The following is a 24,919-nucleotide window of genomic DNA, read 5'->3' as shown; positions in this document are numbered from 1 at the left end:
AGAAATGAGCCCTTACAGCGAAATCACCATCCATTACCAGTTTTCTTCTTTGGTACAGAAAGAAAAATACCTGTTGTCTTACAACGGGCAATATTATGAAGCCAGCCACGCCTTTGTGAAACTGGTGGGAGGACTGCAACAGCAAGAGAAGGAAGAAGCGATGAGAAAGTAGCCTATGTTTATCCTTGTTTAAAATGATTTTCATGAAAAAAAAGATTTTTATAAAGACAGCAAATTGGAGAATATCAAGAGAGAATTTTAACGGAGCCGTGTTCTACTATAAATAAAAAATAAAGCCTTTATAAACCGATTCCGAAAGGCAGAAAAACGACCGGAAGGCTTGTACGCCTAAAGTCTTTCATTATCAAGTTGTTATACCCTGTATTTTAAGACCGGAATCACACATAGGTGGTCCTTGGTCCCAGTGGTCCTAAAATAAAATATATTATACTGATAATCAGCCACATTCATTCAATCAAGACAGCGATATCCGATACCCATTTTTTAAGAGGTATATCCGGATGAATATCTATACTGATAATCGATTATTTCATTTATTTAATAAAGTCTGTACCTATTCCCCAAACAGGTTCGGCAGCGATAGATATTCTGCAAATATTCATACGGTTCCATTTTATTTCTACCCTGCCGGAAGGAATGAACATACATAAGTATTTCTTAATGAAGCTTGAAAACCGAAAACAAGAACAAGCGGATAAGTTCCAATAGAACTATGTTTTTCAATAAATTTTAGATTAACACCGCAAATATACAATATTTTTAAGAAAACAAAGAAGAAGCACTTCGTTTTTCTAAAAAAATATCATTTTTATAAAATATCAAATAACAAATATAAGCAATAGAATGCTATTCAGCATACCTGAATAACCTTTTATATCCCAATTTCATCCTTATTCTAAGGTAAACTACTATTAAATTGGGTAGAATATAAGGGTCTCAGTTAAAACATTCTACTCCTTTTTCTGCTCAAACAGTCTGTTTATCATACTATTTTTTCCCATTATTCTTAAAAACATAGTTCTATTGGAACTTATTCCGCTCATGGATTCACATGTTTTTCACAAACAATTAAATAATAGTAATATGTTAAAACATCTCAAATCAGTCGGTATGTTACTATTCCTCTCAACTATCAGTGGAGGAGCAGTTTACGCATCATCCGGGGAAAGAGTGACGGGTATTGACGCTGTCCAGCAAAACGGCACATGTACCGGAGTCGTAAAAGACGGAACAGGTGAAACCGTTATCGGTGCATCTGTGGTAGTAAAAGGAAGTACCAACGGTACCATTACAGGTATAGATGGAGACTTTACCTTGAACAACGTTCCCAAAGGAAGTACATTGGTGATTTCTTTTGTGGGATATGAAACGATGGAAGTAAAGTGGACAGGAACTCCCTTGAACATCATCTTGAAAGACGACACACAAATGCTAGATGAAGTCGTTGTAGTGGGTTATGGTACACAGAAAAAAGTAAATGTAACCGGTGCCGTGAGTATGGTCGACTCCAAAGTGTTGGAATCACGCCCCGTACAAAATGTGGCACAAGCCTTGCAAGGTCAGATTCCGGGGTTAAATATGTCAGTGGGAAACAGTGGTGGTGCATTGGATGCTTCTCTTAATATCAACATCCGTGGTGCAGGTACCATCGGTGACGGTTCCAGTGGTAACCCCTTGATTTTGATTGACGGAATCGAAGGTGACATGAATACGGTAAACCCTAACGATATTGCCAATGTGTCAGTACTGAAAGATGCCGCCTCTTCTTCTATTTATGGTGCGCGTGCTGCATTCGGTGTTATTTTAATTACTACCAAAAACGGTATCAGTGGAAAAACAAGAGTCAACTATTCAGGTAATCTCCGTTTTTCGGATGCCATCCAAAAACCTAATATGACCAACTCATGGGATTTTGCCACCTATTTCAATGAAGCTCAACGCAATGCATACGGAACAGTCATCTTCGATGAAGACGATATGAACCGCATCAAGACATACATGAGCGGAGGTTACACCGACCCCACCAAACCGGAGTATTACGGTACGGTAGCCGGTAGCAACGGACGTTGGCAGAACTATGGAGGCGCATTTGCCAATACCAACTGGTTTGATGAATTCTATGAAAGTTGGGTACCTTCACAAGAACATAATTTAAGCATCAATGGTGGTAATGAAAAGATTACCTATTTGTTAAGTGGCAGCTTCCTTGACCAAAAAGGTCTGTTACGTCATGGTAGCGACAAGTTCCAGCGTTATACACTGAATGGAAAGATTTCGGTGAAACTTGCCGATTGGGTTACCATGAACTATAACAACAAATGGACACGCGAAAACTATGACCGTCCGACTTATATGACAGGACTGTTCTTCCACAATATCGCACGCCGCTGGCCGACTTGTCCGGTTGTCGATCCCAACGGACACTGGTCTGCCGATATGGAAATTATACAAATGGAAGAGGGTGGAAAACAAACCAGTGAAAAGAACTGGATAACCAATCAGATTCAATTTGTATTCGAACCTATCAAGGACTGGCACATCAATGTAGAAGGCAGCTTGCGCCAATACAATGAAAAATACCATTGGGCTGTACTGCCCATCTACGGTTATGATACCGACAACAACCCGTATCCGTTGTCTTGGAACGGAGGCGCTGCCGGTTATTCGGAAGTACAAGACTATCGTGCCAGCGAAGACTACTTCTCAACCAATATTTTCAGTGATTATTCAAAGACCATAGGCGACCATTATTTTAAAGTAATGGCAGGTTTCAATGCCGAGCTTTACAAGAAAGGCGGTCTGACCGGCTTCGGTACAGACCTTATCACTCCCAGCGTGCCTGAACTGAATACCACACAGGATAATAAAAACGCTTACAACAGTGCATCCGAACTGGCCATTGCCGGTTTCTTCGGACGTATCAACTACAATTACAAAGAACGCTATTTGTTGGAAGCCAACCTTCGCTACGATGGTTCTTCACGCTTCATCGGTGACAAGCGCTGGGGACTGTTTCCATCGTTCTCTGTAGGATGGAACATTTCACGTGAAGAGTTCTTCAAGCCGCTGTCAAACATAATTGGTACTCTGAAGCTGAGAGGCTCATGGGGTCAATTAGGAAACAATGAAACCGAAGCCTGGTATCCATTCTTCCAAAGTATGCCTACCGGAACCACCAACTCGGGATGGCTGATCAATGGAGTACGCCAAAACACAGCCGGACTTCCGGGCATTGTCAGCAGTGTACTGACATGGGAAACCGTAGAATCATGGAACGTCGGTGTAGACTTCGGACTTTTTGATAACCGACTGACCGGTTCATTTGACTACTACCAACGCTATACTTACGACATGGTAGGTCCCGCTCCCACCCTTCCCGGTATTTTGGGTGCATCTGCTCCGAAAATAAACAATGCCGACATGAAATCTTATGGTTGGGAAATGGAATTATCATGGAGAGACCGTATCGAAGACTTCAACTACGGAGTACGCTTCACTTTGGCCGACGGACAACGTAAGGTACTGAAATATCCGAATGAAAGCGGTGATATCTACAGTTGGTACAACAACAAGCTGGACGGAACCATCTGGGGATACACCACAGTAGGTATCGCACAGACTCAAGAAGAGATGAATGCCCATTTAGCCAACAACAAACCCAACTGGGGTTCAAATTGGGGCGCCGGCGACATTATGTATGCCGACTTGAACGGAGACGGAGAAGTGACTTCCGGTTCCAAAACCCTTAACGACCATGGTGACCTGAAAATCATCGGTAACAGTTATGCACGTTACAATTTCGGTTTCACAGTAGATGGCTCGTGGAGAGGATTAGACTTCTCTATCTTCCTGCAAGGTACCATGAAACGTGATTATTGGCTGGACGGTCCGTACTTCTGGGGAGCCAGCGGTGACGAATGGCAGTCAGCTTGCTTCACCGAGCACTTGGATTATTGGACACCCGAACACACCAATGCTTATTATCCGAAACCATACTTCGGAAATATCAAGAAGAATCAGGAAGTTCAAAGCGGATATTTACAGAATGCAGCATACCTGCGCGTAAAGAATGTACAAGTAGGTTATACTTTACCCAAAAGCTGGACTAAAAAGGCTGCCATGGAATCTGTACGTTTCTATGTTTCCGGTGACAATCTGCTCACTTGGACAGGTATCAGCTCCATATTCGACCCCGAAACATTGGGCGGCGACTGGGGACCGGGTAAACTATATCCGTTGCAAAGAACCTTATCTGTCGGTGTAAATGTTAACTTCTAAAAAAATACGAATATGAAATTAAGTTTAAAACATATCTACATCTGCTCACTTATCGGTCTGGGAGCATCCACATTGGCTTCCTGCAATGACTTTTTGGATCGTGAGCCGATAACCAATGTAACCCCCGAAGCCTATTTCACTACCGTAGATCAAGTGGGTGCATACGTTATCAACTACTACTCTTATCTGCAAAACTCTCGCCAGCAGTCTCTTTACCATGACAAGAACTGGCGCAGCGGTATGACACTCAATGACAATAATACCGACAACCTGTTTTCACAAACAGGTGACTTGGACTATTTTGCAGGAGAAAAACAAGTACCTTCGGGAAAGAACTTTCAAACTTACACTTCCCGTGCCCGTGTATGGAACTGGCTTCTTGAGCAAATTCTACCAAAAGAAGAAGCGGGAAGCATACAAGGTGACAAGTCTATTCTGAGCCACTACATCGGCGAAGCTTATTTCTTCCGTGCATTGGCATACTATCAGGCATTGGTCCGCTATGGCGATTTTCCCATTATCGACGAAGTGCTACCCGACGATCAAGCCATCCTGAAGGAACTGAGTCAGCGTGCTCCGCGTAATGAAGTGGCACGCTTCATCCTGAAAGACCTTGATACAGCCATCTCACGCCTGAAAGACCAAGGTTTCCAGAACAACCAACGCATCAACAAACAAACTGCACAGCTACTCAAGTCACGTGTGGCCTTGTTTGAAGCCACCTTCGAAAAATATCACAAAGGCACCGGACGTGTTCCGGGCGATGATACATGGCCGGGAAAAGACATGGAATACAATCAGGGAAAAACATTCGACATTGCAGGAGAAATAAACTTTTTCCTGACTGAAGCCATGAGTGCTGCCAAAGCCGTTGCCGACCATTGCACACTGACAGGCAACTCTCATCAGATGAATCCCGTTTTGGGACAAACCAGCGGATGGAATCCCTACTTCGATATGTTCAGCCAAGAAGATTTAAGCAGCATTTCCGAAGTATTGCTTTGGAAACAATATAACCTGAGCATCGGTTATACCCACGATGCAGCTTACATCCTATCTGCCGGTGGTGACCAATTGGGACTTTCACGCAGCTACATCACTTCTTTCCTGATGAAAAACGGACTTCCCTACTATGCCGACGGTTCGGGTTACAAAGGCGACCTGAGCGTATCAATGGAAAAAGAAGGACGTGACGAACGTCTGCAACTCTTTGTATTCGGTGAAGAAGACATTGTTCGTTCCGATCCTGCCGACCCTGCTGTTGCCAAAAATAATGAAGTTGTGATTCTGGATACCATTCCATTGGTAACAAGCAGCGTAGAATTGCAAGACTTTACAGGATACCGTCCTCGTAAATACTACAACTATGATTACGACCAGTACAAGAGTAATACCATCATCTGTACGACAGGAGCCGTAGTGTTCCGTGCTGCCGAAGCCTACCTGAACTATATCGAAGCATGCTACGAAAAGAACGGTTCATTGGATAATGATGCCGCCGGTTATTGGAAAGCTATCCGCCGCCGTGCAGGTGTGAGCGAAGATTATGAACTGACCATAGCCAACACCAACTTAGACAAAGAAGCTAATGTAGTGAGCGGTACCGTATATGGTGATTTGGCAGTCTTCTCCGGCGACCAAAAAGTAGACGCAACACTCTACAACATCCGTCGCGAACGCCGTTGCGAATTTATCTCGGAAGGTATGCGTTGGGACGACCTGAAAAGATGGCGTTCATGGGATCCTGCCATTACCGGACACTATATGCTGGAAGGTATGAACTTATGGGACGAAGCTTACAAAAAATATGTAGATGCCACCGGCAAATCAACTTTGATAGCCGATGGAACAAGTAATGCTAACATTTCAGCCGCTTCTGTCAGCAAGTATGTCCGCCCAATGGGACGTACCGAAATAAACAACCAATTGTTCAACGGATATACATGGAAAAAGGCATTCTATCTGGAACCTTTCGGTGTACAAGACTTCACATTGAGCGCCAGTGACCCCAATGATGTCAAAACTTCAACCATGTATCAAAATCCATATTGGCCTATGACAGCCGGACGTGCATTGGAATAAGTTGGTAAATAGGTATAACGATAAGAAAATGTTAATGATAATCATTCTGAAAACAGAATAATCGTCTTAACATAACTGTGATGGGAAAGGGGGTTCGAGAGAATACCCTTTTCTTTATTCTTTTTCAAAGACCGACTCATTTTTACCTTAAAAAATCGGATTCAACGGAGAGGACAGAAAAAGAGATGAGAAGAAGAACGGTCTATTGGCAACCCGACATAAAGATAAAAAAGGGAAAAGCAGATATTATCTTTACGGCTCCTCCGCAAGCCCCCCCCTGTTAATGGTGATACAGGGCATATCCGCCAATGGGAAACTGATAACAGCAAACAAAATATTATAATCATTTAAATAGTATCGATTTATGAAAAACCTTTATTTAATTTGCCTTTTATTTATCATTTCCGCCTGTGGAACACCTACCACAGAAGATCGGATTACATTTACACAAGTAGACCCCTTTCTGAAAGTATTCAGAGAATCAAACTTCTTCCCCGAGTATAACGAGACAGAAGAAGTGGCTGCAGGCGAGCACGCCACCTTCCAGTTTGCAGTGAGAGCCGCACTGCCATTGAAGGAATTGTCGGCACAGGTCACGGCGTTCACCAACGAAAAAGGAACACAGTTACAAAGTAGCCCGCGTACGGGTTTTGTAGATTATGTGCGGGTGGGCCGGCAGACACCCGACCGTGCCAAAGACGCCATCACCTCTCTCTCACACTACTATCCCGACCCCATTATCGAGCAAAACGGACAATCCGTGACACGTGATGTGGCGCAACCCATCTGGATTTCCGTTCCCGTTCCCACCAATGCGGAAGCCGGAACCTATAAAGCCACATTCAGCCTCAAAGGAAAAATGGGCAACCAAATCTTTGAGTTGAAAAAAGAAATCAGCGTAAAAGTTTACCCCATCGTAATGCCCCAACCGGATTTATGGGTAACCAATTGGTTTGGCACATCACCCGACAAAATGAAAATATTCAATGGCGGGAAAGAGGTGGAACCTTACTCGGACGTTTACTGGGAAATGGTACAAGAACTGGCCGACAAAATGAAAGAATGCTATTCCAACGTTATCCTGCTCTCACCGCTGGAACATATCGAGTTTGAAGAAAAAGACGGAACCTATACTTTCGACTACTCGCGATTCGACAAAATGATAGACATCTTCCACCGGGCCGGTGTATTGAAAATGCTCGAAGGCGGACATATCGCCGGACGTACGGGAGACTGGAGCAGCCAATTCGCACCCTATGTCCCTCGGTATGAGAACGGCAAGAAGAAATTGGTGCAATATCCTATGGAATCGGAACAGGCTGTCAACTTCTATCGCCAGTTTATTCCCTCGCTTGCCGCCCATCTGAAAGAAGCATATCCGGAAGTACTGTATGCACAACACATTGCCGACGAGCCTACAAGCGACAATATAAAAAGTTATGTAGCTATCGCCCGATTTGTGAAACAGCAGTGTCCGGACATCAAAATCATAGAAGCTTGCCATACTCATGATCTTGAGAATATTCTCGACATCTGGGTGCCGCAACTCAACTTCTACAAGGAGGGATATGACTTCTATCGCGAAAGACAAAAACAGGGAGACGAAACGTGGTTCTACACCTGCCTTGCTCCTCAAGGCGACTTTGCCAACCGTTTCTTGGAGCAACCGCTCATCAAGACCCGCCTCATTCACTGGCTCAACTTCAAATATGGGGCAACAGGGTATCTGCATTGGGGATTCAACCAATGGTTTACCGGCAATGATCCTTACAAGGAAACAACCCGCATGAATGAGGAAGGAGGCAATACACTACCCGGAGGAGACAGCTGGATAGTCTACCCTAACAACGGAAAACTGTATGGTTCCATCCGTCTGGAAGCTATGCGCGACGGTATTGCCGACTATACGCTTCTGAAAATGTTGGAAAAGAAGAATCCCGAACTGGCACGGGAACTATGCCGGCTGGTTGTATTCCACTGGACACTGTATGATACCGAGAGCGACCATTTCCGCAACATCCGGCATCAAATGTTGGAAGAGTTAAGTAAGTAAATTTACAGATGCCAGATTAAAACTGTGGGAGTGTGTCAAAACTAAACCGACCTATCCCATCGTCAGCTGTAGGGGCAGGGTTTGCCTGCCCGAAGACACAAAGCAAACTGTTTTCGGGCGGGCGGACCTCGCCCCTACGAACCAAAAGACAGCATTATCCACGTTTTGACACACCCACACACTATTATCATGGTAATTATTCCGGCTACTTCTCTATAATGATGCTGTAACTCACATCAAACACCTCTTTGCTTCCCAATTTCTGAATCCATTCCCTGTCTTTCAGCTCTCCGTCAAACCCGACGGCATCACAACGACCATACCACGGTTCAATGCAGACAAACGGACAATCGGGATGAGCTTTGGCAGGCGACCACAACGCCACTAGCGGAGTGTCAAACTCCAGACTGATATGAGGTTGCTTCTTCCTGTCCAGCAAGGTCACTTTCTTGAGTTGCGCATCCTGAAAGATATATGTATCACAGTCAAACGTATGTGTATCTATTTTCATCAGTCCGTCCACATCCCGTTCCAATGTATGAAGCTCCGGTGACACGCACCCCTTCTCCACCGGAACAATATACCGCAGTTCCTCTTTACTGTCGAAAGCAAAGAATCCACGTTCGTCTACCGATGCATCAAATCCGGGGAAGTTAAAGGCAGGATGAGCACCGATTTGGAAATACATATCCAACTGCCCAAGGTTCTCTACACGCCATTTGACTGTAATCCGATTGCCTTCCAGCAGGTAGCCAATCATCAAACGGAAGAGAAAAGGATATTTTCCAAGCGTTTCCGGAGTCGACTCCAACCAGTAAACTATTCCGTCCTCTCCTTTGTATGTCACTTTGAAATCCATATCACGGGCAAAGCCGTGCTGCCCCATCCGGTAAGAATTGCCCGCATAGCGGTAAGTGTCTTCCCACACACGCCCCACGATGGGAAAGAGAACAGGTGAACGGCGTCCCCAAAAACGGGTGTCTCCCTGCCACAAGTATTCTTTTCCATTTTTCTGAATACTTTGTAATTCAGCTCCGTGCTCACTGACACCGACGGTAAGGACAGAATTAGATATTGTTTCCATTTTATTCTTTTTTTTACTTAGATGTTTATTTTCGGGTAAAGGTAAGGATGTTTCATGATATGACAAAACGAATATGGAAGGATTATTTTCAGGAGTCTTCGCGCAACATATAACCTTTTCTCATCAGTGAGTCTATCTTGACTGTATTGTCATTGCGAAGTGCCCTCCGCAGATAACTAATCTGCACGTTCAACGCAAGAGAGTTGGCATACGAGGATGCACCCCATACTTTGTTAAGCAGACTGTCACGGTCGACAGATACATTCACGTTTTTGGCAAGCATCCGGAGTATCTCTGCCTGACGCGAAGTGATGAGAGTCTTGTTATTGCCGGTGCGTATTTCGTTAGTAGTATAATTAAACACTGTATTCCCGAAACTATACATTTCCGTCTGCACCATATCATCGCCGCACTGAAAACGCTCGCGGATGCGGGCAAGCAGTTCCTCAGGATAGAACGGCTTGGCGAGGTAATCATTGGCACGAAGGTCGAATCCTTTCAGACGGTCAGCTTTATCACTGCGGTCGGAAAGAAAAAAAAGCAACACATTACGGTCTAGGGCACGAATGTGTTCAGCCACTTCAAAACCGTTCAGTTCGGGCATATTGATATCCAGCAAAACAAGGTCGGGCTTCACGGCAGGAAACTGTTCAAGAGCGATGCGACCGTTTCCGGCATATGTCACTTCGTACCCTTCGGCTTCTAGAAAACGTTTCAGGAGCATGGAGTATTTCAAGTCGTCATCGGCAAAAAGTATTTTTAATGCTTTCATTAGTGTCAGGGTTATGGGGTGAAACAGTAGTTATTGAGGAAAGCAAAGCACAAAAGTAGTGCCTTTCCCCGGTTGGCTGGTCAGGGTTATCGTTCCGTGGTGAGCTTCGGTCAGCAGTCTGACATAGCTCAAGCCCAGTCCGATACCCGGAATATTACGGTCGGGAATATTATTCCCGCGATAGAATTTATCAAATATTTTACTCTGCTCCGAAGCAGGGATACCTATTCCATTGTCGGATATGGCAAGGGTCAGTGTGTGTGCCTGCAAGGTGCACGAAATGCTGATAGCGACTTCACTGCCCGAATATTTAATGGCATTCTCCAACAGATTGCTGATGATGTTTGCCAAATGTACGGGGTCTGCCGTAACCAGCTGAGTGGTCATGTCAAAATGCGGAGTAATCACGACATTCTTTCCTGCGGGAATGTTGCAGAGACGAATCAGTTTTTGTATCGTTTCACACACATCGAAAGTACGGATATTGAGTGGTGTATGTTCATAATCGGCACGCGTCATATCTCTTACTTTCGCCAGATAAGCAGACAGGTTGTCAATCTCAAACATGGAGTCCTTCAGCACTTCGTCCATAGCGGCCTCATCTGTGCGCATGGATTTATTGTTGAGGAAGGCAACACACATTTTCAGTGTCTGCACAGGACGTTTCAACTCATGTATCATCGTGTTCACAAAACTCTTCCTCATTTCATCTATCTTCCGCTGTTTCAGTATCGTCTTGATTTGGTAGACAAGGCAGCAGACGAGCACCAGCACCAGCAAGATGCTTCCGGTGAGTTGCCACATCATTTGCTTAAGTAACGGATTGACAGGTACGGTAACAATAGCCGTCATTGCCTGCTTCACCAAGGGATTGTAAGGATAAGTAACAAGCATACGAGGAGGAAACAAGTTCTCCAGCGAATGGTAAGTGCCGCGCCACAGGGTGGAATCAATGTTCACCTGCCGTATATCGGTAGCCGTGATATGATTGGCTTCAAAAAGAGAATCGAGCCTTGTAACGGTGAGAGGAAAGCTCAGTTCTGTAGAGAAACGGCTCGTCGCCTCAAAAATAAGTTCGCTGGGAATATTGTAGGTCGGCACACTGAATGTATCGCGACGTATCTCTTTTTCCTTAAAGGCATCAACAGCTCCCGCCGCCAGCGAATCACCCTGACTCTGCGTAAATTTCTCGTAAAGGGTAATGACACACCGTGAATTTCCTTTACTGTTGGTCAAGTCGGGCATTTCGATGCTGTAACTCAAAGTCATCGGAGTATTGACGGTACGCTGCTTGTAACGTGCCTCAAACTCGGCATTCTCCAGTTTCAGAATTTCTGCATGAAGATTACGCATGTGTTCGTCCGCCGAATATCCATATTGATTGTAAAGCCAGTATGCCTGTCCGCCTATAATCAGCAAAGCCGTGATAATGGTAAGTATCCAGACCGTTTTTATTTGCTTTTCCATATTCTTTTCTTTTCGGCAAAGGTAAACGGTATCGGCGGATGTACAATGTACGCGAGGAGTTTTTTTAGACTGCGTAATATTTCAGTAATAACTTCCGACCTGCCAAAAGAAAGGAAAAGGATAGCTTTGCAGCATGAGAATCATAAACCTCAAACTTTTGTAATATGATGAAACTGAACAAGAAAATCCTGACCCTGATGCTAGTTTTCGGAGTCTGTGCCACGGCTGCCGTTGCACAAATCACAGTCATCACCGGTGACAATATCAAGAAGAGCGAACCGATAGACGAACTTGTCTTCCGCGCCCAGTATGAATTGAAAATGCTTGAAGACACCACCCGGTCAGACAGCAAACCCAATTCGGAAACCATGATGCTTGAAGTGGGAAAGAAATCATCTCTTTTTTACGGCTATACCACCTATCTCCGCGACTCTGTCCTTATGGAGGACGTGAAGAACAACGTGTCTCAAGAACTCATGGCCGAACATACCTCCGCATACGGCAATGCCCGCATCACCTATCGCATCTACAAAAACCATCCTGCCGGAAAAGTAACAACGCTCGACCGTATCGTGACTACCAACTTCCGCTGCGAGGAAAAAAACGACAAGCCGCAATGGACTCTCCTGCCCGATACTGCCACTATCCTGACTTATCGGTGCCAGAAAGCCTCCTGCCGTTTCCGCGGGCGCAACTACACGGCATGGTACACGACGGAAATCCCCGTCAGTGAAGGCCCTTGGAAACTGTGCGGACTACCGGGACTGATTCTCAAAGCAGAGGACAGCCGGGGACATTATTCGTTTCTCTGCACCGGCCTGCAACAGTTCAAAGAGTCCAAACCGCTTCTTTTCAATGCCAAAGGCTATGAATCCATAAGCCGCAAAGATTTGGATAAAATCTACGAACGTTACTTCAAAGACCCGGTGGGATATGTTGCCAGCACAGCTCCCAACGTGAAAGTCACTGTCAAGGATGAACATGGAAATCCAATCAAGAATTACACGATACCTTACAATCCGATAGAACTCCCCGATAAATAAAATTCCAACACATGCGCTCCACCATGAAAACAGCAATCATTCTCTCTATGCTGGCACTGATGTGCAACATCGACACAAACGCACAAAACACGATTGAGGGGCGGGTGACCGATAAGGAAACCCGCCAACCTCTCGAATCGGCTACTGTCATCATTCAACATACTGCCGATGCAACGGTCATCAATTATACCTTGACGGATACCGACGGACGATTCCGCCTTACGGTTTCGTCGCCCCAAAGTGTCAAGCTGGGTGTGCTCTATATGGGCTACAAAAAAGTACTCCTGCCTATCACCTCAACTCACCCGATGGAGATAGCGCTCGAACCCGAAACCATTTTGCTGAAAGAGGTTCAAATCCGCCCCGGGCGTATATGGGGCCGACAGGATACGCTGAAATATGACCTCACACGCTTTACCTCTTCTCAAGACCGAAACGTAGGCGATGTACTTAAAAAACTGCCCGGCATCAATGTCGAAGAGAACGGAACCATCAAATATAACGGAAAGGAAATCAGCAATTTCTATGTCGAAGGGATGGACGTGAGTGGAGGACGTTATAATCAGATAAACAATAATTTGAAAGCAGATGCCGTGCAGTCTGCCGAAGTGATAGAAGGACACCAGCCCATCAAGTCCTTGCGGGGAAAGACCTTTACAGATGACGTTGCACTCAATCTGAAGTTGAAACCGGAAGCGCGCTCGCAATGGATTTATACAGCCAACGGAAGCGGGGGGTACGGCGAAGAGGTACTATACGATGCCTCACTCAGCGCCCTGCAACTGAATCGTAAACAGCAGACTATTTATAATTACAAGACCAACAACACAGGACGCGATATGCAGTCCGAACAAGAAGTGTTGGCGGCAGGCAACAGTTTTGATCGTATCACAGACGATGGAGCTCCCTCCTTTCTTCCACTACCCGGCATCACAATGCCTCTATCCCGCCAACGGTTGTTGTTCAACGACACCCATACGACCTCTGCCAACCGACTTTACCGACTGACGGAAGACAAGCAGCTGCGCCTGCTCTTCAATTACACCCACGACCGTACTACCCAGCAACAAGGCAGTGACGAGACTTACTATTTCGCTCAAGACACCGTCCGCACACTCCACAATCAGAATTACCGGCTGCTCACAGACTGTCTGAACGGTGAACTGAATTACGAAAATAATGCCGACAACCGTTACACACGCGAAAACTTTTCTTTCACAGGCGATTGGCAAAACGGCTTGTCAGCCATTTCAGGTGACAAAAGTGTCACACAACAGATAAAGCATTCAGGACTAGATATGAAAAACTACTTCAGTCAACTCCATACCCGGGATAAATATACATGGGGAATCCGCTCTTTTTTCCGTTATAGCTATCTTCCCTCATCACTGAAACTGACATTTGATGACGACCGGCAAAGTTCCACCCCTCTTCGGGAATATCAAGAAATGAATGTCAGCAATGCCTATACCGACAACTCCCTGTACTGGATGAGAAAGAAAAACGGAGTGAATTACCAACTCACGGGAGGTTTTCGGGGTGAACTTTCTTCCGTGACCGGCCCATATTCCGCCAACCGCTATATGTTCTACGCCACTCCCCATCTGGAGTGGAACCGGGAAGATATACTTCTGACAGCCGCACTGTCTGCCCAATGGAGCCATCTGCCTGAACAGTCCTGTCATTATCTGTTCCTGAATCCTTCCGTGTTCTTCCGCTACACACTCACTCCCCGCTGGAAAATGTATCTGTCAGGCAATATCACCCGTTCTACCGGAAGATTGGATGAAATATATCCGGTTTCGTATCGAAGAAACTACAGGACTATCATAACCAATCCGGGCAATGTCCCCGAAAACACACGCCAACTCTACTCTTTCTATCTGGAATATAAAAATGCCGTCAAGGAGTTCTTTTGGACAGCATCGTTCGCCTATCTTCACACAGACCATAACTTAATGACACGGAGTGATTATAAAGATGGCATCTTCTATCTTTCTCCTTATAAAAAAAGCAACTCTGACGAAAATTACACGCTACATTCTGTCCTGTCCAAAGGAGTATATGACTGGAATCTGAAATCGTCCGTCGAACTGACCATGAGCCGTACAAAAGGAAAACAATGCAATGACGGAGTGGTTCAAGACTACCGTTATGACTATCTGTCGGTTGAACCCAAGATAATATGGGCACCTTCCCGACTGTTTGAAGCTGCGTATCAAGCCAAATTGAGTTGCGGGAGTTCAAAAATAGGCAACGACAGACAGCTGGATGCTCTGTGGAATCTGTCACAGCGCCTGATCCTGAGCATAGGATGGGGCGATACTGATTTACGGCTTTCGGGAGAACATTTTTATAACGATATCGACCGCACAAAGCATCTCAACACATGGTTGGCAGACGCTTCACTGGTACAGCGTGTGGGAAAATGGTGCTTCACAGCTTCCGTCACCAATTTATTAAACAAGAAAGAATATAGTTATACCCTCTATTCGGCTGTACAAAGCTCTACCTCATGGATAAAACTCCGCCCACGCGAATATCTTCTTTCCATCCAATATCAATGGTAGAAACTTAAAAGTAGGACATTTGTGCTTCAATTTCTTTCTTTTTATGTATGTTTGTAAACAAACTATTAGCACACCTACTATGAAAACACGAATAAAGATGCCGATTGGCTTTTGGAGTGTAATACTGGGAGCTATGTGTGTCATTTCTTGTGGTGAAAAACAGAAAAGATCATTCAATGCTTTTGACACATATCTCCAATTCTATCAAGAAGTCAACGATTCTTTGTCCAAGAATCCCCGATATGTTTGTGCCGAGGCACAGAAGCGTATGACTGCCACAACCGACAGTACCACTTATTATCACTATGTGATGTTGCTGGCCAAAGCCTATATGTTTCGGTCGGATATGGACTCCGCTGCTGTATGCATGAATCAGGCAGAAGCTTATTGCCACCGCAACGCACCCACGCCTCAAATATCCGATTTGTATGCCGATATCTATAATATGCGCGGAAACGTACTCGCACGTCAGGCATTGGTAGACTCTGCGGTCATTTGTTTCAGCAAGGCACTCAACTATCGATTAAACGGAGACAGGAAAGAAGTACTGCCCGACATTTCGATAAACCTGGCCGATGCTTACGTGCGCACAGGACAATATGATAAAGGCGCTCTGTGGTATCGGAAATCCTTGTCTTTTTTTGACTCGCTGGGCACTCCCGAAGCCAAACGTTTTCCGGCATACTACGGATTGGCACAAGTATATATGGAACTGCGCGACTTCGAATTATGCGATTATTATTACGACATGGCTGCCCAATGGTATAGCGAAATGATGCCTTACGAAAAATGTATTTACCTCAACAATCGTGGAAACTCCTATTACTTCCGCAAGGATTATCCGCATGCACTCGAAATGTTCAGAAAAGAACTCGCGTTTGCCCGCAGTTATCCCGATATGGCTTTCGAAGTTCATCTGAGTGAGATGAATTTGGGAGAAACATTCCTACTGATGAATCAGACAGATTCCGCTGCTTTCTATCTGGCTAAGTGTGAAGATTTCTTCCGGTCTATCGGAAACATCAGTGCGCTCTATTATCTGGATACACAACTGATAGAACTGGCACTGAAACAGAATAATCTCGCATTGGCGCGCAAACGTCTTGCCGAAGCCGTGAAACCCGATTATGTGGAACCCAACATGCTTCACATCCGTAACCGGTATTTACAGCATTATTACGAGGAAACGGGAGATTATAAGAAAGCTTATTATTATCAGCGGGAAAACCAGCGCATTGACGACTCCACCCGTAATGAACGCATCAAGATGCGTACCGCCGAAATCGACTTGAAATACCGGCAGGACACTACGCTGATGAAGCAAAAGATATTCATCCAGCAGAAAGAGAACGAGGTATTGGGACTTCACCAGCGTATGTATGTGTGGATGTCCGTCTGTTTCCTGATATTAATATTGGCCGTCTTTATCTATCTTTATAATAAGAAGCAACGCCACCTGTTTAGAATGCGCAGCCAACATATGATTAACACGCTGCGCATGGAAAATATCCGCAACCGTGTTTCGCCTCACTTCATCTTCAATGTGCTGAGCAGGGAAATAAACAGCCATAGCAACGGATACAGCGAAAATATGCGGCAGTTGGTGAAGTTGATGCGCCGCAACCTTGAGCTGACCGAACATCTCTGTGTCACATTGGATGAAGAACTAGACTTTGTACATACTTACATTGATTTAGAACGTAAATCAATGGGAGATACCTTCGCACTTTCTCTCCATGTAGATAAAACAATCGACCTCACTCGCGAGATTCTTCCTTCCATGATGATCCAGATTCCGGTAGAGAATGCTATTAAGCATGCACTGAGGGAGAAACAGGGGAAAAAGAACCTGTGGATTGACATCAGGCGTGAACCGACAGGAGCTATCTGCATCAAGATAAGAGACAACGGAGGAGGATATAAGGCAAACAGCCATAACCGGGGTACGGGAACCGGTATGAAAGTGATTCTTCAAACAGTTCAGATGCTCAACAACAATAACAAAAAGCATATAGATATCTCTATCAATAATGTGCCATTGGAAGAAGGAGAAACAGGGTGCGAATTTGTTGTGATACTTCCCCAAGGCTACGATTACAACTTTTTAAAAGCTGTTTAATAGCTATTTTCACACGAATAGTTCCTGTTTGACGCCTAATATCCATAAATACAGAATTGTCGGTTTGTATCTTAACAGATGTTTCTCTACTTTTGTTTTATTAATAATAGCAAACAAATTATATGGACAGGCTTTATAAAATATTGATTATAGATGATGATGAGTATTCGGCGGATAACCTTTGTTTGGAGCTAAAACGTTACGGTCAGTTGGTGGTAGAGGGAATTGCCCGTAATGGTTCTAACGGAAAGAAAATGATAGATAAGCTTCGTCCCGATATCTTATTTCTGGATGTAGAGTTGCCCGACATGAAAGGAATAGAACTGTTAGAGCAAATCAACAGTTGTGTCACGTGGAATATGCAAGTGATTTTTTATACTGCCTACGACAAATATATGATTAATGCCATCCGTGAATCTGCTTTCGATTATTTATTGAAGCCGATAGACCGTAAGGAACTGGAATGCATTATTACCCGGTTTCTGAAAAAGATGGACGAACCGGCTACGCCGATGGCTATTCCACCCCAAGTATATTCTACCGGCGAACATACATTTATGATTTCCACTCCCACCAATGATCTGCGTGTTCTCCGTTCTATTGATATCGGATTCTTCCGCTATAACTCCGACCGTAAATTATGGGAAGTAGTATTGAACAATCAGGTTCCCCTGCTACTGAAAAAGAACACCACAGCACATCAGATAACAGAGTACGCTCCCTGCTTTGTGCAGATACATCAATCTTATATCATCAATATTAATTATCTGATAATGATAAAGGAGAATCGTTGCGTCATGTACCCTCCTTTCGAGAAGATAACAGAGCTGATTGTTTCAAAGAAGTTTAAGAAAACATTGCAAGACTCTTTCTATCAGTTATGAAAATTGCAAGGAAGAATCGTATGGAAGTGTGTCAAAACTAAACCGGGCTATCCACGTTTTGACACAACTCCATAATTATGTGAGTATCATTTCTTTTTCGGATAGTTAGGTCCGTAGAGCATGGTCTTTTCACGCACCACCAATTGTCCGTCTTTCACAAACTCCTCGCCACGTTCGCTCAGATGGCGCACCATTTCAGAACGCATCTCTGCCAATCGTTTTTTATATTTTTTGTCATTGACAGCATTATGCAGTTCTTTCGGGTCTTTTACCATATCGAACAGTTGTTCTTCCCCGGTATGGAAATACCAAACGTATTTAATCTTACCGTCTGTCAGGGCACACCAATAATTATCGGCACTATAACATGTAGCATGTTCCAAATCGATATATTTGCGCCAGTTGGTTGCTGTACCTTTGGCCAATGCCAGCAACGGACGTCCGTCCATATCAGTGGGAACAGTTACCCCGGCTGTTTCGAGGAAAGTAGGAAGAAGGTCGCGAAGTTCTACAGGAGCATCCACCTTTCCCGGAAGTACCTTCTCTGCTGCAGGCCATTTCACGATATAAGGAATATGTGTAGAGCCTTCATACGGATATGTCTTTCTCCAATGATAATGGTCTCCCATCATGTCACCATGATCGGAGACAAAGATTATCAAGGCATTGTCATACATACCTTTTTCTTTCAAAGCCTTAATCACGCGACCTATCTGCTCGTCTATAAACGTGATATTGGCATAATAATAACGTTTTGAATTACGCGCATATTCGTTACCGAAGTTGCCGTAAGGAGCATCTTTAGCAGCCTTTTCAGGAGCAAGTTCCTTTGCCCATTTACCACACCAATCACCGATAAACGGATCGGGCACCTGAGCATCTTTATACATATCTATATATCGCTGCGGCGGATCATACGGACTATGAGGACGTGCAAAAGATACCTTCAAGAATAATGGTTTCTCACTATTATCGTAGTTTTGGATAAGTTGGCAAGCCATCTCTCCCGTCCAATAGGTGGGATGAAGGTTTTCCGGCAACTTATAGTTGGAAGCACTGTGGTCGTTCCAGCCGATACCGGTCTCATCGGGATTCTTTCCGGGAGCCTGTATTTGGAACCACTGGCGATAGTCACTGGTAAAGTTAGGGTCTTCTATACGTCCACTTTCATCCAACAGGGTTCCTTCAAAACCGTGTTTGATGCGCTGCGGATGCCAATGCATCTTTCCAATACCGAAAGTGTAATAACCGGCATCTTTCATCATCTGGGGCATCTCATATTTATATTCGGGAGATACTTCTCCATACCCCAACAAGCCGTGATGCCAGGGAGAAAGTCCGGTGAGCATTCCCGCACGGGCAGGAGTACTGCTGGGGCAAGAAGAATACCCATTCATAAACAGTGTTCCCTCGCCGGCCAACCGGTCCAGATTGGGAGAGATGACAGCTTCATTACCCATACAGCCCAAGGCATCGCCCCGTTGTTGGTCAGTCATTATCAAGATAACATGCGGATGTTTTTGCGCGTAAGCAAACGAAGAACATAATCCGGCTGTGACAGCCAATGTACATTTCAAATTGGTTACAATACTCATATTTATTTTGGTTTTTCATGGTGTTATGCAGCAAAGATAATAAATTATCAGATACATTGAGCTACAAATTAGAACGGAAAAGGTTTGATATGCATCAAATTGTTTTATAGAAAGCTTTATCGTATCTTTGTAACCGTTTAATAAACCTATAAAAAGATGAAAAAGAAAACTTTACTGAAAAGTATTTGGATTTTATTGGTGATGTGTGGGGTGTCTGCCAATGCCGGAGCTCAGGATTTGAAATCTATATTGTCGGGAGTGGCGAAAGCTGTTGTCGGAAATAAGGCTACGACAGCTTCTTCCGTTATCGGCACATGGACATACTCCGGTCCTGAATGTCAGTTCGAAAGTGAAAACCTGTTGGCAAAAGCCGGTGGTGAAATGGCTGCCAAGGAAGTGGAAGAGAAAATGATAGCCGTATATAACAAAGTGGGTATGAATAATATCCGGTACACCTTCAATGAAGACGGAACTTACTCGTATCAGATGAAAAAACGTACGGTCACGGGGAGTTATGTATTTGATGACGCCGCGAAGACAATCACCATGACAGGCAAGCTGGGACTGAAGACAGTGGCTTATGTTACGGTAACAGGGAATGACATGAGTATGGTATTCAAAGCAGACAAGTTAATGTCCATTCTAAAGACCATTACCGGAGCAGCATCGAAAGTGAACTCCACCGCAGCTACCATCAACAGTGTGGCGGAAGCTTATGACGGTCTGATGCTAGGCTTTGAGCTGAAGAAATAAACCATGAAGGCATTTATAGTTTAGGCATGGATTCCACGGAAGATTAGTTCCATAAAATTCATGCCTAAACATATAACAAAGTACTTTATTCTTTATCCTTCAGTGCGGCAAAGATAAGCCCTTCCAGTTCTTCCGCCAATTCCGGATTGTCCTGAATCACCTGTTTGGAAGCATCACGACCTTGTCCCAGTTTGGTATCATTATAGCTGTACCACGAACCGCTTTTCTTAATAATGCCGAGTTCGGCTCCCAAATCGATAATTTCTCCGGCTCTAGAAATACCTTCGCCAAACATAATATCGAATTCAGCTTTGCGGAAAGGAGGAGCCACTTTATTCTTCACCACCTTTACACGTGTCTGATTTCCGATAACTTCCTCGCCATCTTTCAACTGTGTGGCGCGACGGATATCCAAACGTACCGAAGCATAGAACTTCAAGGCATTACCACCGGTAGTTGTTTCAGGATTACCGAACATTACACCGATTTTCTCACGCAACTGGTTGATAAAGATACAAGTTGTGTTGGTCTTACTGATGGCAGAGGTGAGCTTGCGCAGTGCCTGTGACATCAAACGTGCCTGAAGTCCCACTTTATTATCACCCATATCACCTTCGATTTCAGCTTTCGGTGTCAATGCTGCAACAGAGTCAATAACAATAATATCAATGGCTGAAGAGCGAATCAATTGTTCCGCAATTTCCAATGCCTGCTCACCATTGTCCGGCTGTGAGATCCACAGGTTATCTACATCCACTCCCAGTTTGGAAGCATAGAAACGATCGAATGCATGTTCCGCATCAATAAAAGCAGCGATTCCTCCCGCTTTTTGAGCTTCGGCAATAGCATGGATAGCCAATGTTGTTTTACCGGATGATTCAGGGCCGTATATCTCGATGATTCTTCCCTTCGGATAACCGCCTACACCGAGTGCAGCGTTCAAGGCGATGGAACCGGTCGGGATAACCTCTACCTGCTGAACGTTTTCATCTCCTAATTTCATGATAGAGCCTTTACCGAAGTTCTTCTCTATCTTATCCATTGCAGCTTGCAACGCTTTCAATTTTTCGCTAGCTCCGGAACCCGGTCCTGCTGTGAATGGAATTTCTTCGTTATCTTTTTTAGCCATAAGATTTCTTTTTGGTCTGTTAAGTAAATTATAAAATTTGTTGGGCATGTTCTTTTGTCTTCACCTCTTTGGGAGAAATGACGCGCTCGATTACACCCTCTTCGTTAATAATAAAAGTAGTACGAAAAGTACCCATATATTTGCGTCCGTACATACTCTTCTCTCCCCATACGCCAAACTGCTCCACCAATTTCTTGTCGGTATCTGCGATTAAAGTAAAAGGCAGTTCGTTTTTCTCGATAAACTTCTGATGCGATTTGGCATCGTTTACACTCACTCCGATTACCTCATAACCTTTAGCACACAATTCGGAATAATTGTCACGCAAGTTGCACGCCTGTGCAGTGCAACCGGAAGTCATGTCTTTGGGATAAAAATAGAGTACTATTTTCTTTCCTTTGTAATTGCTCAAACGAATTTCTTCTCCCTTTTCATTCAGACCCAATATTTCGGGGGCTTTGTCTCCTACGTTCATATTCCATTCCTGTTTTTAAAGTTCCAAGTCTCCGTCCAACACTTCGTGCCAAGGCAAACCCTGCTTATTGAGCTGTTCCATGAACGGGTCCGGATCAAACTCTTCTACATTCCATACTCCCGGTCTCTTCCAAAGTCCTTTCAAGAACATCATGGCACCTATCATGGCAGGTACACCGGTAGTATAGCTGACACCCTGCATGCCGGTTTCCTTGTAGGCTTCCTGATGGCTACAGTTATTGTATACATAGTAAGTACGTTCTTTACCATCTTTGACACCACGGATACGGCAACCGATAGAGGTTTCACCTTCGTAGTTTTCACCCAAATCCTGCGGATTGGGCAATACGGCTTTCAGGAATTGCAAAGGAACTATTTTCACACCGTTATAATCTATTTCATCGATACGTGCCATACCGATATTCTGAATTACACGCAAATGAGTCAGATATTCCTGTCCGAAAGTCATCCAGAAGCGAGCGCGCTTGATAGTGGGGAAATTCTTGACCAACGACTCCAGTTCTTCGTGATACAACAAATATGAATCACGAGGACCGATATTGGGATAAGTCAGGTCCTTATGAAATTCCAACGGCTTGGTGGTCACCCATTTGCCGTCTTCATAATAACGTCCGTTTTGAGTGATTTCACGGATATTGATTTCGGGATTGAAGTTGGTAGCAAATGCCTTATGATGGTTACCGGCATTGCAATCCACAATATCCAAATAATGCATTTCATCAAAGTGGTGTTTAGCAGCATACGCCGTATAGATGCCGCTTACACCCGGATCGAAACCGCAACCGAGAATAGCTGTCAGGCCGGCTTCTTCAAAACGTTGCTTGTAAGCCCATTGCCAACTGTATTCGAAGTGAGCTTCATCTTTCGGTTCATAATTGGCAGTATCCAGATAATTCACTCCGGCTTTCAGGCAGGCTTCCATGATGGTAAGATCCTGATAAGGCAGGGCTACATTAATAACGATTTCGGGTTTGAAACTATTAAAAAGCTCTACCAGTTCATCTACATTGTCTGCATCAACCTGAGCTGTTTTAATAGCAGGATTACCGATTGCTTTAACGATTGCATCACATTTTGATTTAGTGCGGCTGGCAATCATAATGTCTGTAAAAACATCCGGATTCTGAGCCACTTTGTGTGCCACGACAGTACCTACACCGCCTGCACCGATAATTAATACTTTACCCATTTCTTCTCTTTAATTAAAAATAAATTGCCCGGCAAAACATACCGTTCACCGGGCAAAGATAACAAAATATTTTGGGTATTAGTTGATACGTTCCAGTTTCTTATAAGTAAAATCCAAGGATTTTCTTTGATAGTACCAAGTTTCATATCCTCCCGTTACCTTATGCACGCGGATGGGGTATCCCAAAGACAAGCGACATTCGTCTGTTGTCATGCCCTTGCGCACTTCACCGTGGCTGATTAGATCCCAGGTTTCTTCGGTCGTATCGGGATATTTGGCACGCAGGTCGCCAATGCCGAACACATCGGCAAAATAGCCATCATTACGCAAGGCCAGATTGGTGACACTTGCATGTACGAAAGTCGTCTTTATCCGGTAAAGCTTTCCGTCTGTGGCAGTCAAATCAAGCGTCACGGACTGACTTCCGTTTTCTACAATAATGTTTTTAATGACAAACTGCGTGTATTTGGGCAATTTGACTGTCATGCCGGCATCGTCTATACATTCTGTTTCTGCTTTCAGATAGATAGCCTTTTTACCATATTTTTCCATCAATGTTTGAGACTTTTTGGCGTTGGCATCACTGAAACCGAATGCATTGGGAAAATATTTATTTTTCTTTTCCATGATGAAATCATTGTCAAGCATCCCACAATTGGTCTTTGAAACAGCTACCGGCTGATAATACGTGTTTCCTTTGACATCGGAGAATACAATCTTCACCGGGAAGGCACGGCTGCCCACTCCTACGGCAATCACTGTCACTTTTTCATTCATCCCGATGTACACTTCCTTATAGCCAGAGGTACTGTTGGGGTCGTCTATACGCACTTTGTCGGTGCGCATATACAGCGTTTCACCTTCCAACAAATCCTTGGCAATATCCACATCACCCAAATAAGCAAGAGTAGGAATACCGGCTTTGGGCTTCATGCAATATTGCTCCAACGTGATATTCTTCACCTCATGGTAGTAAAGTTTACCCTCACAGTCAAAATTGAAATGCACGAATCCTCGGTCAGTCACTTCAGTACCCAAAAATTCCATAATCTTATTCTTCAGTTCTCCGGAATTCACATCCTTACCGTTCTCTGCCGATTTAAAGACCGGGATGACAAGGTCTTTACGTTCCGGAATGACCATAAACTTCATTCCCGGTGTCCAGTCGCACAGACTGTAATATTTAAAATGGTCATCGATAAACTGTTTTTCCGGTGATTCTACGAAAGTATTTGCCTGTCGGGACGCAGTGGAGACTATATAGCCGCTCTGTGCATAACTTATATAGCATCCTACCACCCCCAATAGCACACTTAAAAACATTTTCATATCATTTTTTGTTAATTTATAAAGTATGGCAAAGGTACAAAAAAATTGTTTATTAT

At 44.3% G+C, this 24,919-nt stretch carries 17 protein-coding genes; 9 read left to right on the top strand and 8 right to left on the bottom strand.

Going from position 1 to position 24,919, the window contains the following annotated elements:
• The first annotated feature begins 4 nt into the window (after window positions 1-4).
• From HMPREF1534_RS20605 to HMPREF1534_RS16205, 4 genes are all read left to right on the top strand, one after another.
• Window positions 5-172 (top strand): hypothetical protein, encoded by a 168-nt coding sequence (locus HMPREF1534_RS20605; protein WP_005936733.1) that lies wholly within the window; start codon window positions 5-7, stop codon window positions 170-172.
• Between the two features lie 932 nt (window positions 173-1,104).
• The gene (locus HMPREF1534_RS16195; RefSeq protein ID WP_005936727.1) at window positions 1,105-4,299 is read left to right on the top strand and encodes a SusC/RagA family TonB-linked outer membrane protein; all 3,195 of its coding nucleotides are present in this window, start codon (window positions 1,105-1,107) and stop codon (window positions 4,297-4,299) included.
• Window positions 4,300-4,311: 12 nt separating this feature from the next.
• Window positions 4,312-6,381, top strand: coding sequence for a RagB/SusD family nutrient uptake outer membrane protein (locus HMPREF1534_RS16200; protein WP_005936725.1), 2,070 nt, complete (start codon window positions 4,312-4,314; stop codon window positions 6,379-6,381).
• A 364-nt stretch (window positions 6,382-6,745) separates the two neighbouring features.
• Window positions 6,746-8,434, top strand: a complete 1,689-nt coding sequence (locus tag HMPREF1534_RS16205; protein WP_005936723.1) for a DUF4091 domain-containing protein — start codon at window positions 6,746-6,748, stop codon at window positions 8,432-8,434.
• Window positions 8,435-8,639: 205 nt separating this feature from the next.
• On the opposite strand, the gene HMPREF1534_RS16210 is transcribed toward HMPREF1534_RS16205, so the two are convergent.
• The 3 genes from HMPREF1534_RS16210 to HMPREF1534_RS16220 form a co-directional block, all read right to left on the bottom strand.
• Complete coding sequence (locus tag HMPREF1534_RS16210) at window positions 8,640-9,518, bottom strand: aldose 1-epimerase family protein (RefSeq protein WP_005936721.1); 879 nt, start codon at window positions 9,516-9,518, stop codon at window positions 8,640-8,642.
• 88 nt (window positions 9,519-9,606) lie between these two features.
• Window positions 9,607-10,290, bottom strand: coding sequence for a response regulator transcription factor (locus tag HMPREF1534_RS16215; RefSeq protein ID WP_005936718.1), 684 nt, complete (start codon window positions 10,288-10,290; stop codon window positions 9,607-9,609).
• Window positions 10,291-10,320: 30 nt separating this feature from the next.
• The gene (locus tag HMPREF1534_RS16220; protein ID WP_005936716.1) at window positions 10,321-11,757 is read right to left on the bottom strand and encodes a sensor histidine kinase; all 1,437 of its coding nucleotides are present in this window, start codon (window positions 11,755-11,757) and stop codon (window positions 10,321-10,323) included.
• A 164-nt stretch (window positions 11,758-11,921) separates the two neighbouring features.
• On the opposite strand from HMPREF1534_RS16220, the gene HMPREF1534_RS16225 reads away from it, so the two are divergent.
• From HMPREF1534_RS16225 to HMPREF1534_RS16240, 4 genes are all read left to right on the top strand, one after another.
• Window positions 11,922-12,800 (top strand): GLPGLI family protein, encoded by an 879-nt coding sequence (locus tag HMPREF1534_RS16225; RefSeq protein ID WP_018451893.1) that lies wholly within the window; start codon window positions 11,922-11,924, stop codon window positions 12,798-12,800.
• 23 nt (window positions 12,801-12,823) lie between these two features.
• A complete protein-coding gene (locus HMPREF1534_RS16230; RefSeq protein ID WP_026231433.1) occupies window positions 12,824-15,370 on the top strand; it encodes a TonB-dependent receptor in 2,547 nt (848 codons plus the stop codon).
• Between the two features lie 97 nt (window positions 15,371-15,467).
• On the top strand, window positions 15,468-17,489 hold the full coding sequence (locus HMPREF1534_RS16235; protein WP_005936711.1) for a tetratricopeptide repeat-containing sensor histidine kinase: 2,022 nt from the start codon (window positions 15,468-15,470) through the stop codon (window positions 17,487-17,489).
• Between the two features lie 122 nt (window positions 17,490-17,611).
• Window positions 17,612-18,373 (top strand): LytR/AlgR family response regulator transcription factor, encoded by a 762-nt coding sequence (locus HMPREF1534_RS16240; RefSeq protein WP_005936708.1) that lies wholly within the window; start codon window positions 17,612-17,614, stop codon window positions 18,371-18,373.
• 86 nt (window positions 18,374-18,459) lie between these two features.
• Here HMPREF1534_RS16240 and HMPREF1534_RS16245 read toward each other — a convergent pair whose 3' ends face one another.
• Window positions 18,460-19,968 carry an arylsulfatase gene (locus HMPREF1534_RS16245; RefSeq protein WP_005936705.1) on the bottom strand — a complete coding sequence of 503 codons (1,509 nt, stop codon included), beginning with the start codon at window positions 19,966-19,968 and terminating at the stop codon, window positions 18,460-18,462.
• Between the two features lie 156 nt (window positions 19,969-20,124).
• Here HMPREF1534_RS16245 and HMPREF1534_RS16250 point away from each other — a divergent pair, with 156 nt between their 5' ends.
• Window positions 20,125-20,721, top strand: coding sequence for a DUF4923 family protein (locus HMPREF1534_RS16250; protein ID WP_005936703.1), 597 nt, complete (start codon window positions 20,125-20,127; stop codon window positions 20,719-20,721).
• Window positions 20,722-20,806: 85 nt separating this feature from the next.
• Here the strand turns inward: HMPREF1534_RS16250 and recA are convergent, their stop codons facing one another.
• The 4 genes from recA to HMPREF1534_RS16270 form a co-directional block, all read right to left on the bottom strand.
• Window positions 20,807-21,850 (bottom strand): recombinase RecA, encoded by a 1,044-nt coding sequence (gene recA, locus HMPREF1534_RS16255; RefSeq protein ID WP_005936700.1) that lies wholly within the window; start codon window positions 21,848-21,850, stop codon window positions 20,807-20,809.
• 28 nt (window positions 21,851-21,878) lie between these two features.
• On the bottom strand, window positions 21,879-22,325 hold the full coding sequence (gene bcp / locus HMPREF1534_RS16260; protein WP_005936698.1) for a thioredoxin-dependent thiol peroxidase: 447 nt from the start codon (window positions 22,323-22,325) through the stop codon (window positions 21,879-21,881).
• A 15-nt stretch (window positions 22,326-22,340) separates the two neighbouring features.
• Complete coding sequence (locus HMPREF1534_RS16265) at window positions 22,341-23,534, bottom strand: saccharopine dehydrogenase family protein (protein WP_005936696.1); 1,194 nt, start codon at window positions 23,532-23,534, stop codon at window positions 22,341-22,343.
• Window positions 23,535-23,612: 78 nt separating this feature from the next.
• The gene (locus HMPREF1534_RS16270) at window positions 23,613-24,863 is read right to left on the bottom strand and encodes a hypothetical protein (RefSeq protein WP_018451895.1); all 1,251 of its coding nucleotides are present in this window, start codon (window positions 24,861-24,863) and stop codon (window positions 23,613-23,615) included.
• Window positions 24,864-24,919: the final 56 nt, after the last annotated feature.

The sequence above is a fragment of the Phocaeicola massiliensis B84634 = Timone 84634 = DSM 17679 = JCM 13223 genome (genome assembly GCF_000382445.1).
Lineage (GTDB): Bacteria > Bacteroidota > Bacteroidia > Bacteroidales > Bacteroidaceae > Phocaeicola > Phocaeicola massiliensis.
This window is presented reverse-complemented; position numbering and strand designations above follow the sequence as displayed.